Source organism: Rathayibacter sp. AY2B5, from assembly GCF_002931645.1.
GTDB lineage: Bacteria > Actinomycetota > Actinomycetes > Actinomycetales > Microbacteriaceae > Rathayibacter.
On the sequence record NZ_PSUE01000004.1, the window covers coordinates 119,724 to 132,861 of the forward strand.

The following is a 13,138-nucleotide window of genomic DNA, read 5'->3' on the forward strand; positions in this document are numbered from 1 at the left end:
ATGAGTCCTCGGGAGGGTCGGGATCGGGTGGTGGAGTTCGTGCGGGACTCCGCGGGGCGGCTCGATGTGGAGGGGTGGTGGCCGCGGAGCGGCGCGGCCAGGCCCGATGTGTGCGGCCCCGGCGACCGGATGAGCGGTGCGAGCTACAGCTACGCCTGGTGGGCCCCGGCGGGCACCGATGTCGAGGGGGATGCGCGGAAGGTCGCGGACTACTGGGAGTCTCTGGGGATGACGGTGAGAGTGACCGATTCGACTCCGCGCCCGACGGTCTACGGGCAGGGCGGACCGGTGCTGCGGGCGAGCTTCGTCACCGGCGCTGTCGAGGAGATGTACATGATCGGGGCGGAGATGCCGTGCGCGCCCGGCGATTTCGAATCACTCCTCCTCGAGGACGAGGCTCAGCGCGCGGCGGGCGCGGTCCTTCCGGGTGATGAAGGGGTCGTCCCGAAGCCGGATCCGCGGGACCTCCCACTCCAGTCCGATCCGTCGGGTTCCGGCTCGGAGGGATGAGCCGCCCCGTCCACCGCGTCCGGATCGGAGATGCCGACGTCGCTTCCGTTGCCGGGGGAGGGGTCTGCCTCAGCGCGGTGCGCCCACCAGCTGCGCGACGTGCACGACGAAGGCGCGGCGGCGGTCGCGCGTCTTCTCCCCGCCCCGGGAGGCGAAGGGGGTGAGGTGCCAGATCTCGCAGAGGCCGAGGAGGGCGATGAAGAGGTCGTCGGCGGACCAGCTCGCGTCGACGACGCCGGTGCGCTGCCACTCGAGGACCCGGGCCTCGGGGGCGGGGACCCCGCCGAGCTGCTCGCCGGCCTCCTCCCAGACGCCGGCTCCCTCCAGGCGCGCCCACGTGAGCAGGCGCAGGAACTCCGGGTGCTCCCACACATGGTCGAACATGCGGCCCGCGAGGTCGGGGAGGTCCGCCGCCTCGGCGAGGAGCGTCTCGTCGAGAGCGCCGAGCGCCTCGACGACGGTCGCGACGAACAGGCCGCGCTTGCCGCCGTAGTAGGCGTAGAGCCGCTCCTTGTTCAGACCCGCCGCCGCGGCCACACGGTCGACCCGGGCGCCCGCGAAGCCGTGGGCGGCGAACTCGACGGAGGCGGCGCGGAGGATCCGCTCGCGTGCGGGCAGCGCCGCATCGGATGTCGGCTCCATGGTTCACCTCCGGGCGCTCGAACGATACACTCTTCTTCGCCCAACCAACTGGTTGGGGTGGTTCGGCCCCGATGATGCGGCTCGGATCCGGACCCGCCGGTCCCGCTCCGCTCCGTGTGAAAGGCCGCCATGCCCTCCCCGTCCGCTCCCTCCTCCGCCCGCCGCTGGTGGGTGCTCGTGATCCTCGCGCTCACGCAGCTCGTCGTCGTGCTCGACGGCACCATCGTCACGATCGCCCTCCCCGCCGCGCAGGCCGACCTCGGCCTCACCGACGTCGAGCGCCAGTGGGTCGTCACCGCCTACGCCCTCGCGTTCGGCGCGCTCCTGCTCCTGGGCGGCCGCATCGCCGACTACACCGGCCGCAAGCGCACCTACCTGATCGGGATGATCGGCTTCGGCGCCGCCTCCGCCTGGGGCGGCCTCGCCACCTCCGGCACGGAGCTGATCGCCGCCCGCGGGCTGCAGGGCGCCTTCGCCGCGCTGCTCGCCCCGGCCGCTCTGGCCCTCCTCACCGTCTCCTTCCCCTCCGGCCGCGAGCGGGGCACGGCCTTCGCCGTCTTCGGAGCGGTCGCCGGAGCGGGCGCCGCCGTCGGCCTCGTGCTGGGCGGGCTGCTCACCGAGTTCGCCGACTGGCGCTGGTGCCTCCTCGTCAACGTCCCCGTCGTCGTGGTCGGCGCGATCGCCGGCCAGCTGCTCGTCACCGAGAGCCGCGCGGAGGGGCGCAACCGCTTCGACGTCGCCGGGACGATCACCGTCGCGCTCGGGCTCGCGAGCGTCGTCTACGGCTTCACCCTCGCCGAGCAGGGCTGGCTCCGCGTCGACACCCTCGGCTTCCTCCTCGTCGGCGTGCTGCTGCTGGCCCTCTTCGTGCGGATCCAGGCCCGCTCCGACCACCCGTCGCTGCCGCTGCGCATCGTCGCCGACCGCGTCCGCGGCGGAGCCTTCCTGGTCCAGGCGATCGTCGGCAGCGTGATGATCGGCTCCACCCTCTACCTGACCCTGCACCTGCAGCTGGTCCTGGGCCTGCCGCCGCTCGAGGCGGGCCTGGCCAATCTGCCGATGACGGTGACGATCATGATCGTCGCCGGAGTCGCCGCCAAGCTGCTGCCGCGCATCGGCCCGCGCGTGCTGATGATCGTCGGCCCGCTGATCGCGGCGGCCGGGCTCCTCTACCTGAGCCGCATCACCCCCGACGGCGGCTACCTCCTCGAGGTGCTGCCCGCGCTGATCCTCCTGGGCATCGGCATGGCAATGGTCTTCGTGCCGCTGCAGAACCTCGCGCTCACCGGAGTCGCGGCCCACGACGCCGGTGCCGCCGGAGCGACCGCGAACGCCGCCATGCAGATCGGCGGCTCGATCGGGCTGTCGATCTTCACGACCCTCTACGCGGGAGTCGCGGGTGAGCAGCAGTCGCCGGTCGCCTTCGTCGACGGCTACTCCGCGGTCTTCGTCGCGGCCGCGATCGGGCTGGTCGTCGCCTCCGTCGTCGCCGTCGCGATGATCCGGGTGAAGAAGGAGGAGTTCCTCGCCCATGCTCCGAAGGAGGCCGTCGCCCACCTGGGCTGATCCCGGCCTAGGCTCGGAAGCGCTATGCAGCCACTGACCGAGACCGAGATCCGCGAGTCCTTCGTCAACGCCTCCCGCAAGGAGGTCGCCGACCTCGCGCTGCCGAAGGACTTCGACGCGCTGGACTGGTCGGTCATCGACCATCTCGGCTGGCGCGACCGGAGGATGGGCCGCCGCGCCTACGTCGTCGTGCCGCTGGAGGAGCGCCTCGTCGGGGTCCTGCTCACCCAGGCCGACGCCCTGCCGCGCTCGCGGGCGCAGTGCTCGTGGTGCCGCGACGTGCAGCTCCCGAACGACGTCGTCTTCTTCGGGGCGCGGAAGGCCGGAGCGGCCGGGCGGGCGGGGGACTCGCTCGGCACGCTCGTCTGCTCCCGCTTCGAGTGCTCGGTGAACGTGCGGCGGCGCCCGTCGGTGGCCTACATCGGCTTCGACCTCGAGGCGGCGCGAGCGCAGCGGATCGCCACTCTGCGGGCGCGCACCGAGGGCTTCGCGCGCGAGGTGCTCGGCGAGGCGTGACCGCGCTCAGCGGCGCGTGGACGCGCGCACGTGCATCCGCTCGCCCTGGCGGCCGAAGAGGCTGAGGAACTCGACCTGCTGCTCGTCGGCGCGGCCGAACCAGTGCGGCACCCGGGTGTCGAACTCGGCGGCCTCGCCGGCCGGCAGCACCAGATCGTGCTCGCCGAGCCGCAGGCGGAGCCGCCCGCTCAGCACGTAGAGCCACTCGAAGCCCTCGTGCGCGCGCTGCTCCGCCGGCTCCGTCACCGGCCCGGCCGGGAGCGTGTGCTTGAACGCCTGGAGCGCGCCCGCGTCGCGGCTGAGCGGCTGGATGAGCATGCCGTTCCGGCGCACCGGCCGCCCGTGCACGCGGGGATCCTCCGGCGCGGCGCCGACGAGCTCGTCGAGCGGCGCCCCGAGGGCGCGGGCGATCGGGAGGAGCAGCTCCAGCGTCGCGCGGCGGCCGCCGCTCTCGAGGCGCGAGAGAGTGCTCGCCGAGATGCCGGTCTCGGCCGCGAGGGACGCGAGCGTGCGGTCGCGGCGGGTGCGCAGGCGCCGGAGCCGTGGTCCGACGGCGGCGACGATCTCGTCGTCGGAGGGGGCGGGCGGGGTCTCGGGCACGACGCCATCCTGGCACGGGCGGTCGCGCCGCATGCCGGAACGGCACGGATCCTCGCGGCCCAGCCCGGGGCGGCGGAGCATCGACCCATGACCTCCACCGACGCCCCCACCGGCCCGTCCGTCCCTGCCCCCGCCGACGTCCTGATCCTCGGCGCCTCCTTCGCCGGCCTCGCCGCCGCCACTGCCCTCGGCCGCAGTCTCCGCGACGTCCTCGTCGTCGACGGCGGACCTCCGCGCAACGCACCCTCGCCCGGTGCCCACAACGTGCTGACCCGCGACGGCGTCCCGCCGACGGAGCTGGTGCGCCTGGCGCGCGCCGAGGCCGGGGGCTACGGGGCCCGGGTGATCGAGGGCGAGGCGGTCCGCGCCTCCGCGGGTGCCGAGGGCGTGACCGCGACCCTCGCCGACGGCACGGTCCTCCGCGCGCGCCGCCTCCTGCTCGCGATCGGCGTCCGCGACCTGCTGCCGGAGATCCCCGGGCTCGGCGCCCGCTGGGGACGGGACGTCCTGCACTGCCCCTACTGCCACGGCTTCGAGGTGCGCGGCCGGCGGATCGGCGTGCTCGGCAGCTCGTTCGCCGGGCACCAGGCGCAGATGTTCCGACAGCTCAGCGACCGGACGTCGATCCTGCTCCACGGCGCACCCGCGCCCGCCGGCGACGAGGCGGCGGGGCTGGCCGCCCGCGGGATCGCTCTCGTGCCGGGTCGCGTCGAGAAGGTCCTCGTCGAGGACGACCGCCTGGTCGGCGTGGTGATCGACGGTCGGCGGCACGAGCTCGACGCGCTCGTCGTCGGCCCGCGGGTCGAGGGGCGGCTCCCCGAGGGGCTCGGCCTCGAGCTCGCCGACCATCCGTCGGGAGTCGCGCGGCACCTCGCCGTCGATCCGATGGGCCGGACCGGCGTCGCCGGGGTCTTCGCCGCGGGCTCGCTGGTCGAGCCCATGGCGCAGGTCGTCGCCTCGTCCGCCGACGGGCTGCGCGTGGGCGCGGCGATCAACCACGACCTGATCGAGGAGGAGATCGCCGCCGCACTGCGGGCCGCCTGACGCGCGCTCAGCGGCGGCGGTACTCCAGCTCCGGGCGGCCGGGGGAGCCGTAGCGGGGCGCGCGGTCCGCCACTCCGGAGTCGGCGAGATGCTCGAGGTAGCGGCGGGCCGTCACCCGCGAGATGTCGAGGCGGGTGGCGAGCTCGGCCGCCGAGAGGCCGACGGGGCCCAGCAGTGCGGTGACGGCCTCGAGGGTCTGGGCCGAGAGCCCCTTGGCCAGACCCGGGGCGTTGGAGGTGCGGAGCGCCGCGAAGGCCCCGTCCACCTCGTGCTGGCTGGCGACGTCGGCGCCGTGCATCCGCTCGCGGTACGACCGGTAGCTGGCGAGCTTGGCGGCGAACGCGCTGAAGACGAACGGCTTGATCAGGTACTGCACGATGCCGGCGGCGACGGAGGCGCGCACGTTCGCGGCGTCGCGGACAGCGGTGATCGCGATGACGTCGACGTCCAGGCCCGCCGCCCGGACGGCCCGGCAGAGGTCGAGGCCGCCCATGTCAGGCAGGTTCATGTCGAGCAGGATCAGCGCGATGCCCGGGTCCGCGCGCAGCGCCCGGATCGCCTCCGCGCCGCTGCCGGCGACCGCGGCCACCTCGAAGCCGTCGACCCGCCGGACGTAGTCGGCGTGGGCGCTCGCGGTCAGAGGCTCGTCCTCGACGACGAGCACCCGGATCACGACGCCACCCGCGCGGGCAGCGGCAGCTGCACCGTGAACACCGCGCCGACGTGGCGCGAGACCTCGATCGAGCCGCCGAGCCGCTCCACCACCTGCTGCACCAGCGCCAGGCCGATGCCGCGGCCGAAGCCGTCCGACTCCTTCGTCGAGTAGCCGCGCGCGAAGACGTCGGCGGCGCTCGCGACTCCGGGGCCGCTGTCCGACACCTGCACCACCAGCTCGCCCTCCGCGAGGCCGAGGTAGACCTCCACCCACGGCTCGCGGTCCGGAGCGGAGGAGGCGGCCGCGTCGAGGGCGTTGTCGATCAGGTTGCCCAGCACCGTCACGAGGTCCCCGGGCTCCAGCCCCTGCGTGCCGGGCTCGAGGTGCGTCTCGAAGTGCAGCTCGACGCCGCGCTCGCGGGCCTGCGCGGCCTTGCCCAGCAGCAGGGCGGCGATCACCGGCTCCTGCACGGAGCCGAGGACCCGGTCGGCCAGGCGCTGGCTGAGGTTCAGCTCGCCGGCGGCGAACGCGAGCGCCTCGTCGGGGCGGCCGAGCTCGATCAGCGACGCGATGGTGTGCAGGCGGTTCGAGAACTCGTGGGTCTGCGAGCGCAGCGCGTCCGAGAGGGTGCGCAGCGACTCCAGCTCGCCGCTCACCCGCTGCAGCTCGGTGCGGTCGCGGAGCGTGACGACCGTGCCCAGGGGGCGGGCGCCGGGGGAGGCGGCGGGCCGCTCGTTCACCACGAGGATCCGCTCCCGGGCCACGACCAGGCGGTCCGAGACGGGCTCGTCGTCCTGCAGCAGCTCGCGCAGGGCGACGGGGAGGTCGAGCTCGGCGACCGGCACCGGCGTCCGCACGCCCTCGAGCCCGAGCAGTTCCAGCGCGTGGTCGTTGGCGAGCACCAGTCGGCCGCGGTCGTCGACCAGCAGCAGCCCCTCCCGCACCGAGTGCAGGACGGACTCGTAGTAGGCGAAGACCTGGCTCATCTGCTCCGGGCCCCGCCCGCCCGTGACCCGGCGCAGGTAGCGTGCGAGGAGCCACGAGCCGAGCGCGCCGAGCGCGACCGCACCGAGCGCGCCCCACGCGACGACCTGCACGCGGGCGGCGAAGGAGGCGTCCACGGCCGAGAGCGTGACGCCCGCCGACACGAGCGCGACGACCGCGCCGTCGGCGTCCTCGATCGGCGCGACGGCGCGGACGGAGGGCCCGAGCGTGCCGGTGTACGTCTCGGTGAAGGTCCGCCCCTCCAGCGCGGGCTCGATCGTGCCCTGGAACGGCAGGCCGATCCGGTCGCGGTCGCGGTGGGTGTACCGGGTGCGGTCGGGGGCCATGATCGTGAGGAAGTCGACGCCGGTGTCCCGCATGACCTCCTCGGCGTACGGCTGCAGGCTCGCGGAGGGATCCGCGCCGGCCGTCGACTCGAGGACGAACGGATTGTCGGCCACCGTCCGCGCCACGACGAGGCTCCGCTGGGCGGCCTCGTCGCCCGCCCGGCTCCGCGCGTCGAGGGCCAGCACCGCGACGGCCGCTGCGGCGATCAGCAGGATGCTCAGCAGCTGCACGGCGAACAGGCGCGCGGCGATGCTGCCGCGCGGTCCGCGTGCGCTCGGCGTCCTGGCCATGCCACTCCCTCGTGAGCGAGCGCTCGGGGCGCCCCGCCGTGAACAGTATGAACGCAACCGTGCCGGGCTCCGGAGGCGGGGCCACCATCGTCCTACCCCCTCACCTCGACGAAGAGAAGGACACCCCCATGGCGAAGACGCCTCAGACGCCGTCCGACCGGCTGATCCCCGCGGTCACCCCTCCGAAGACCCGGCGGCGCATCGACCGGAACCACTGGCTCTACATCGCCGTCATCATCGCCGTGGTCGCCGGCGTCGTGGTCGGACTCGTCGCTCCCGCCTTCGCGGCGACGCTCGAGCCCGTCGGCAAGGCCTTCGTCGGACTGATCAAGATGATGATCGCGCCGATCATCTTCTGCACCATCGTCATCGGCATCGGCTCCATCGCGAAGGCCGCCACGGTCGGCAAGGTCGGCGGACTCGCGCTGGGCTACTTCATCGTGATGTCGACCTTCGCCCTGGCGATCGGCCTCGTCGTCGGCAACATCCTGCACCCGGGCGAGGGCCTCGACATCTCGAGCGCCACCTACGACACCAGCGACCTCAAGGCCGAGAGCACCAGCGACTTCGTCCTCGGGATCATCCCCGTCTCGCTGTTCTCCTCGCTCGTGGACGGCAGCATCCTGCAGACCCTCTTCGTCGCGCTGCTCGTCGGCTTCGCGCTGCAGAAGATGGGCGCCAAGGGACAGCCGATCCTCGGAGCGATCAAGCAGCTCCAGGTCCTGGTCTTCCGCATCCTCTCGATGGTGCTCTGGGTCGCCCCGATCGGCGCGTTCGGCGCCATCGCCGCGGTCGTCGGCAAGACCGGCTGGGGAGCGGTCGTCGCTCTCGCCACCCTGATGATCGGCTTCTACATCACCTGCGCGATCTTCGTGGTCGTCGTCCTCGGCCTGCTGCTGCGCCTGGTGACCGGCGTCAGCATCTTCTCGCTGATGAAGTACCTGGCCCGCGAGTACCTGCTCATCGTCGGCACCTCCTCCTCGGAGGCGGCGCTGCCCCGCCTGATCGCGAAGATGGAGCACCTCGGCGTCTCCAAGCCCGTCGTCGGCATCACCGTGCCCACCGGCTACTCCTTCAACCTCGACGGCACGGCGATCTACCTCACGATGGCGTCGCTGTTCATCGCCTCGGCCACCGGAGCGCCGATGTCGATCCCGGAGCAGATCGGCCTCCTCCTCTTCATGATGATCGCCTCGAAGGGCGCCGCGGGCGTCACCGGAGCGGGCCTGGCCACGCTGGCCGGCGGCCTCCAGTCCTTCCGCCCCGACCTGGTCAACGGCGTCGGCGTGATCGTCGGCATCGACCGCTTCATGTCCGAGGCCCGCGCGGTCACCAACTTCACCGGCAACGCGGTCGCCACCCTTCTCGTGGGCACCTGGACCAAGCAGATCGACATGGTGCAGGTCCGCGAGGTCCTCGGCGGGCGCTCGCCCTTCGACGAGACCACGCTCGGAGCGGACGAGCACGAGGCCCCCGCGTCGGGCACCTCGATCACCGAGGGGATCGCCTCGATCCAGGACGCCGACGAGGCGTCGCGGATGCGTGCGGAGATCGCGGCCAAGCGCTAGCCGATCCGATCGCGACGGCCCCGCCTCCCGGAACCGGTCCGGGAGGCGGGCATTCGTCGTCCGCGGGTCAGTGCCTCCGCACCCCGAGCAGAGGCAGGGTCACCGAGCAGAGCGGCCCGATCAGCACCGCGAAGAGGAGGGTGCCGAGGCCGGCGTCGCCGCCGAGGGCCCAGCCGATGAGCAGCACCGTGAGCTCGACGCCCGAGCGCGCCACCCAGATCGGCAGGCCCGTGCGGGTGTGCAGGCCCAGCATCAGTCCGTCGCGGGGCCCCGGACCGAGGCGGGCGCCGATGTAGATCCCGCTCGCGACCGCCAGCAGAACGAGACCGCCTGCGAAGAGCAGGCCGCGGGCCCACCACTCCTCCGGCGTCGCCAGCACACGCAGTCCGACGTCGATCATCGTGCCGACCACGAGCACGTTCAGCACGGTGCCGAGACCGGGCCGCTGTCGGAGGGGGATCCACAGCAGCAGGACGAGCAGGCCGATCACGTTCGTGAGCAGTCCGATCCCGAGCCCGGTCTGGTGCGCGACCCCCTGGGCGAAGACGGTCCACGGGTCCACGCCGATCGCCGCGCGGATCATCATCGCGTCGGCGAATCCGTAGAGGATCAGGCCCACCAGCAGGCGCGGCACGGGTCGGAGGCGCCACTGGCCCGCTGGGGGAGCGGCGGCGGCAACGGGAGCGGTGAGGGTCATGGACTCATCACAGCGCGACATTGGCCTTCTTCGCGCGGTCCAATCCGGCTACCTTGGACGCATGGCTGATGTCCACTTCGGCGCGCGCGCCCTGCAGACCCTCCTCGGCGACTGGCGCGAGCAGCGCGGCACCCGGCCCGCCTACCTCGCGCTGGCCGATCGGATCCGCCTCCTCGGGATCGACGGCCGCATTCCCGCGGGCAGCCGCCTGCCCGCCGAGCGCGAGCTCTCGGCCCGCCTCGGCGTCAGCCGCACGACCGTGGCCGCCGCGTACCGCGAGCTGCGCGACAGCGGCTACCTCGTCAGCGTGCGCGGCTCCGGCAGCGTCACCCGCCTGCCGGGAGCGGCCGTGCACGCGGTGCCCTCGCTCGCGCCGGACTTCCTCGACTTCACCAAGGCAGCCCTGCCCGCCGTCCCCGAGCTGGCCGAGGCGTACACCCGCGCGGCGCAGGCGGCCCCCGAGCACTTCGACTCCGGCTCCTACGACACCGTCGGCCTGCCGGTGCTGCGCCGCGCGATCGCCGAGCGCTACACAGCGCGGGGTCTGCGCACCGAGCCCGGCCAGATCATGGTGACCATCGGCGCGCAGCACGCGATCGCGCTCGTCGCCCGCACGCTGCTCGCGCGGGGTGACCGGGCGCTGATCGAGGCCCCGACCTACCCGCACGCCTACGAGGCCCTCCGGCTGGCCGGCGCGCGGCTCGTGCCGGTGAACGTCGACGGGGCGGACGGCTGGGACGGAGAGGGCCTGATCGCCGCGCTGCGCGGCACGAGCCCGAGCCTGGCCTACCTGATGCCCGACTTCCACAACCCGACCGGCCGCTCCATGGCCCCCGAGCTGCGGGAGCGGGCGATCGCCGCCGCGGCCCGGCAGGGCACGCTGATCATCGCCGACGAGACGACGGCCGAGCTCGACATCGACCGGCGGATGACGCCGCTGCCGTTCGCCGCCTACGGGCCCGAGGGGACGGTGCTCTCGATCGGCTCCGTCGGCAAGACGCTGTGGGGCGGCATCCGGATCGGCTGGATCCGCGCCGAGCGGGCGGTGATCCGCAAGCTGGCGCTGGCGCGCTCGGCGAGCGACCTCGGCACGCCGATCCTGGAGCAGCTCCTGGTCGCGGACATGCTCGGCCGGATGGACGGCGTGCTGGAGCTGCGGCGCTCGCAGCTGCGCGCCGGCCGCGACCACCTCGAGGCGGCCCTGGCGCGCGCGATCCCGGAGTGGAGCGTGCCGCGGGTCTCGGGCGGCCTCTCCACCTGGGTGGGCCTGGGCCGGCCGGCGAGCTCGCAGCTCGCGCTCGCCGCCCGGACGGCGGGCCTGCTGATCACCGCGGGCCCGCGCTTCGGGATCGACGGCGCCTTCGAGCGCTTCCTCCGCATCCCGATCGGCTACTCGCCCGAGGCGACCGACCGGGCCGTGGAGGCGCTCGCGACGGCGTGGGCGCAGGTCGCCCGGCACCCGGCGGCCGACCCGGGGTACCTCGCCGACGTGGTCTGAGGTGGAGTGCCCGCCGAGCGTGTGAGATCGTTCTCTCATGAGCGACGGGTACGGCTACCTGCTGGTCCACTTCGTGGAGGACCGGACCGGCCACAGCGAGAAGATCTTCTTCTCGCTCAGCCGGGGCGACGATCCGCTGCGCTGGCGGGCGCTCGGGCCGGTGCTGGAGTGGACCGGCGGCACGGGCGGCGTCCGCGACCCCCACATCGTCCGCGGGCCGCGGGGCTTCCACCTCGTCGCCACTGATCTCCGCGTCTGGCGGCCCGAGGGCCCGGACTGGGACCTCTACCGGCACCGGGGGAGCCGCGACCTCGTGGTCTGGGACTCCCCGGACCTCCTCGAGTGGTCCGAGCCGCGCGCGGTCGCCGTCGCTCCCGAGGGCGCGGGCATGGCCTGGGCGCCGGAGTCGGTCTACGACCCGGTCTCGGGCGACTTCCTCGTGCACTGGTCCTCCGGCCTGGCCGAGGACGGCGACCCCGCCACCGGCGAGACGGGCGACAGCCGCATCCTGATGTCCCGCACGCGCGACTTCCGCACGTTCACCGAGCCCGAGACCTACCTGCGGCTGCCCGGCGGAGTGATCGACATGACGCTGCTGATCGAGGGCACGGCCGTCCACCGCTTCGCCAAGCAGCACGACGAGGCCCCCGACACGATGCAGGTGTTCCAGCAGGTCGGCTCCTCCCTCCTCGCGGACGACTTCGCCACCGTCGCCCGGGGGATCGGGCAGGAGCTCGGCCCGAGCATCGAGGGGCCGCTGGTCTTCCGGCACCACCGCGAGGAGCGCTGGTCGCTCTGGGTCGACCAGTACGCCCTCCGCCCCTACGGCTACCGCGCCTACACGAGCACCGACCCGGCCTCGGGCCGCTGGGAGCTCGCGGAGGAGTTCGACCTGCCCGAGGACACCAAGCACGGAGCGGTCCTCCCGCTCACCCGATCCGAGTACACGGCGCTCGACGAGCGCCACCCCGCCTGAGAGGCCCCGCATGACCGACTTCAGCCCCCGTCTCGCCGACGCCCTCGTCACCGTCCTCGGTGCCGACGGCGCTCCGCTCGCCCACGCCGACGTGACGGTCGAGCAGCGACGCCACGCCTTCGCCTTCGGCTGCACCCCTCCGAGCACCGACCCCGCGCGCGCCGAGGAGCGCCGGCTCTGGCTCGACCTGTTCGACACGGCGACGCTCCCCGTCTACTGGGGCCGCTTCGAGCCGGAGCGCGGCCGCACCGCGACGGAGGAGGTGCTCGCCGAGGCGCGCGCGCTCGCCGCGGACGGCGTCCGGCTGAAGGGGCACCCGCTGGTCTGGCACTACGTGAAGCCGGAGTGGCTCGACGCGCTGCCGCTGGACGAGGCCGAGCAGCTCCTCCGCGCGCGCATCCGCCGGGAGGTGGGCGCCTTCGCCGAGCTGATCGACACCTGGGACGCGATCAACGAGGTCGTCATCATGCCGCGCTTCGCGAACGAGCCGGACGGCGTGACGAACGCCGTCACCCGCCTCGCCCGCGAGAAGGGACGCGTCGGCATGGTCGAGCTGGCCTTCTCGGAGGCGCGCAGCCTCGGCACCGGACCGGCGCTCGTGCTGAACGACTTCGACCTCGGGCCCGAGTACGAGCGGCTGATCGAGGACGTGCTCGAGGCCGGGATCCGGCCCAATGCGATCGGCCTGCAGTCGCACATGCACCAGGGGTTCCGCGGGGAGGAGCAGATCGCGGCGATCTGCGACAGGTTCGCGCGCTTCGGCCTGCCGCTGCACTGGACCGAGACCACCCTCGTCTCGGGCGAGCTGATGCCCGCCGAGATCGAGGACCTCAACGACCACGTGGTCGAGGACTGGCCGACCACTCCGGAGGGGGAGGCACGGCAGGCGGACGAGATGGTGCGGCACTACGAGACGCTGGTCGCGCATCCGGCGGTCGAGGCGATCACCTACTGGGGCTTCGACGACGCCGGAGCCTGGCTCGGAGCGCCGGGCGGGTTCCTCCGCCGCGACGGGAGCCCGAAGCCGGCCTACGAGGCGCTGCGCTCGCGGATCCGCGGGGACTGGTGGCTCGAGCCGACGGTGCTCCGGACGGACGCCGAGGGGCGCATCGGCGTCCGGGCCTTCGCCGGGGACTTCGCGCTCTCGAGCGCGGGGGCGGGCGCTACAGTGAGCCTCCCTGTCGGGTCGTCGACGGCGGAGGTCCGCCTGGGCTGAGGGCGTCCGGGCCGGCCGGTGGCGCGGG

At 73.7% G+C, this 13,138-nt stretch carries 13 protein-coding genes; 8 read left to right on the plus strand and 5 right to left on the minus strand.

Features of this window, described 5'->3' with window-relative positions; all coding sequences use genetic code 11:
• Positions 1-27 precede the first annotated feature (27 nt).
• Entirely contained in the window at positions 28-510 is a 483-nt protein-coding gene (locus C5C30_RS04445) for a hypothetical protein (RefSeq protein WP_146081479.1), read from the plus strand.
• 69 nt (positions 511-579) lie between these two features.
• Here the strand turns inward: C5C30_RS04445 and C5C30_RS04450 are convergent, their stop codons facing one another.
• A complete protein-coding gene (locus tag C5C30_RS04450; protein ID WP_104233110.1) occupies positions 580-1,152 on the minus strand; it encodes a TetR family transcriptional regulator in 573 nt (190 codons plus the stop codon).
• A 129-nt stretch (positions 1,153-1,281) separates the two neighbouring features.
• Between C5C30_RS04450 and C5C30_RS04455 the strand changes: the two genes are divergently transcribed.
• The gene (locus C5C30_RS04455; protein WP_104260398.1) at positions 1,282-2,718 is read left to right on the plus strand and encodes an MFS transporter; all 1,437 of its coding nucleotides are present in this window, start codon (positions 1,282-1,284) and stop codon (positions 2,716-2,718) included.
• Positions 2,719-2,742: 24 nt separating this feature from the next.
• Positions 2,743-3,234 carry an FBP domain-containing protein gene (locus tag C5C30_RS04460; protein ID WP_104222848.1) on the plus strand — a complete coding sequence of 164 codons (492 nt, stop codon included), beginning with the start codon at positions 2,743-2,745 and terminating at the stop codon, positions 3,232-3,234.
• A gap of 6 nt (positions 3,235-3,240) precedes the next feature.
• On the opposite strand, the gene C5C30_RS04465 is transcribed toward C5C30_RS04460, so the two are convergent.
• Positions 3,241-3,834 (minus strand): helix-turn-helix domain-containing protein, encoded by a 594-nt coding sequence (locus tag C5C30_RS04465; RefSeq protein WP_104283164.1) that lies wholly within the window; start codon positions 3,832-3,834, stop codon positions 3,241-3,243.
• An 87-nt stretch (positions 3,835-3,921) separates the two neighbouring features.
• Here C5C30_RS04465 and C5C30_RS04470 point away from each other — a divergent pair, with 87 nt between their 5' ends.
• Positions 3,922-4,878, plus strand: a complete 957-nt coding sequence (locus C5C30_RS04470) for an NAD(P)/FAD-dependent oxidoreductase (protein ID WP_104333243.1) — start codon at positions 3,922-3,924, stop codon at positions 4,876-4,878.
• A gap of 7 nt (positions 4,879-4,885) precedes the next feature.
• Here C5C30_RS04470 and C5C30_RS04475 read toward each other — a convergent pair whose 3' ends face one another.
• Positions 4,886-5,551: a response regulator gene (locus tag C5C30_RS04475; RefSeq protein ID WP_104223809.1), complete on the minus strand. Its 666-nt coding sequence runs from the start codon at positions 5,549-5,551 to the stop codon at positions 4,886-4,888.
• Positions 5,548-7,155, minus strand: a complete 1,608-nt coding sequence (locus C5C30_RS04480; RefSeq protein WP_104333244.1) for a sensor histidine kinase — start codon at positions 7,153-7,155, stop codon at positions 5,548-5,550. The genes C5C30_RS04475 and C5C30_RS04480 overlap by 4 nt, the downstream gene beginning before the upstream one ends.
• A gap of 128 nt (positions 7,156-7,283) precedes the next feature.
• On the opposite strand from C5C30_RS04480, the gene C5C30_RS04485 reads away from it, so the two are divergent.
• Positions 7,284-8,723: a cation:dicarboxylate symporter family transporter gene (locus C5C30_RS04485; RefSeq protein WP_104333245.1), complete on the plus strand. Its 1,440-nt coding sequence runs from the start codon at positions 7,284-7,286 to the stop codon at positions 8,721-8,723.
• 67 nt (positions 8,724-8,790) lie between these two features.
• On the opposite strand, the gene C5C30_RS04490 is transcribed toward C5C30_RS04485, so the two are convergent.
• Positions 8,791-9,420 carry a YitT family protein gene (locus C5C30_RS04490; RefSeq protein WP_374953139.1) on the minus strand — a complete coding sequence of 210 codons (630 nt, stop codon included), beginning with the start codon at positions 9,418-9,420 and terminating at the stop codon, positions 8,791-8,793.
• Positions 9,421-9,481: 61 nt separating this feature from the next.
• On the opposite strand from C5C30_RS04490, the gene C5C30_RS04495 reads away from it, so the two are divergent.
• Genes C5C30_RS04495 through C5C30_RS04505 form a run of 3 tightly spaced genes read left to right on the plus strand, consistent with a single transcriptional unit; the run spans position 9,482 to position 13,110 of the window.
• Positions 9,482-10,918 carry a PLP-dependent aminotransferase family protein gene (locus tag C5C30_RS04495; RefSeq protein ID WP_104257666.1) on the plus strand — a complete coding sequence of 479 codons (1,437 nt, stop codon included), beginning with the start codon at positions 9,482-9,484 and terminating at the stop codon, positions 10,916-10,918.
• Between the two features lie 37 nt (positions 10,919-10,955).
• On the plus strand, positions 10,956-11,894 hold the full coding sequence (locus tag C5C30_RS04500; protein WP_104333246.1) for a glycoside hydrolase family 43 protein: 939 nt from the start codon (positions 10,956-10,958) through the stop codon (positions 11,892-11,894).
• A 10-nt stretch (positions 11,895-11,904) separates the two neighbouring features.
• On the plus strand, positions 11,905-13,110 hold the full coding sequence (locus tag C5C30_RS04505) for an endo-1,4-beta-xylanase (protein ID WP_104333247.1): 1,206 nt from the start codon (positions 11,905-11,907) through the stop codon (positions 13,108-13,110).
• Positions 13,111-13,138: the final 28 nt, after the last annotated feature.